Genomic DNA, 652 nt, shown 5'->3' with positions numbered 1-652 from the left:
ATCGGGCGTCAGACTGAGAACCGGCACCGTGTCCGGATCCGGGATCTGCAAGCGAACGGGACGCAATGTGCCCCGCCGCGTGGACACCAGAGTGAGGCCAAGCCCGGACAGCAGGGTCTGTGTGATGGTCGTGCCCGTTTCGGAGCTGCTGCCATCCCAGTACCAGCCGGCCGACCAGGGCGCGAGATCAGAGGTCACAGGCCAGGACGCATCGATCGTGCCGTGTGGCACGGGAATGTCCTCGATCAGCATCTGTCGCAGGATGTCCAGCACAGTGCCAGGGGCTGCACCGGATGGAAAATGCCCGAAGGCATCGAGCGTGATCTGATAGACCGGCCGCGAGCCCAGACGGATCCATGTCCCGTTTGGCTGGACCTGACGGCTCCAGGTGCCAGCCGGTGGAGAGACGGCATAAATGTCCTCGACATCCGCCGCAAACGTGATGCCATCCGCATAGCCGCCCTCGTAAAGGGCGGTGATGTCTACCGGACCGTCACTGACCTGGTAAACGTAATTCGTGGCATCGATCAGAACGGGCGTGACATTGCAGGCCGTTCCCCGCAGACGCGGCCTGTTGCGGCCGGCCACGTTGCTGTCCCCATCCAGACGGCCCGTGCCGCCATAGGTCGAGACGGTCATGCTGCGATCGAGC

The 652-nt window shown here is 63.8% G+C and carries 1 pseudogene; it reads right to left on the bottom strand.

Annotated elements, in window-relative coordinates:
* Nucleotides 1–652 (bottom strand): annotated as a pseudogene (locus JN414_RS16435) (hypothetical protein); the annotation flags it as partial.

This window comes from Gluconobacter sp. Gdi (assembly GCF_014132155.1).
In the GTDB taxonomy this organism is placed as follows: domain Bacteria; phylum Pseudomonadota; class Alphaproteobacteria; order Acetobacterales; family Acetobacteraceae; genus Gluconobacter.
Note: the sequence above shows the minus strand (reverse complement) of the source record. Positions and strands in the feature narration are given on the sequence as shown.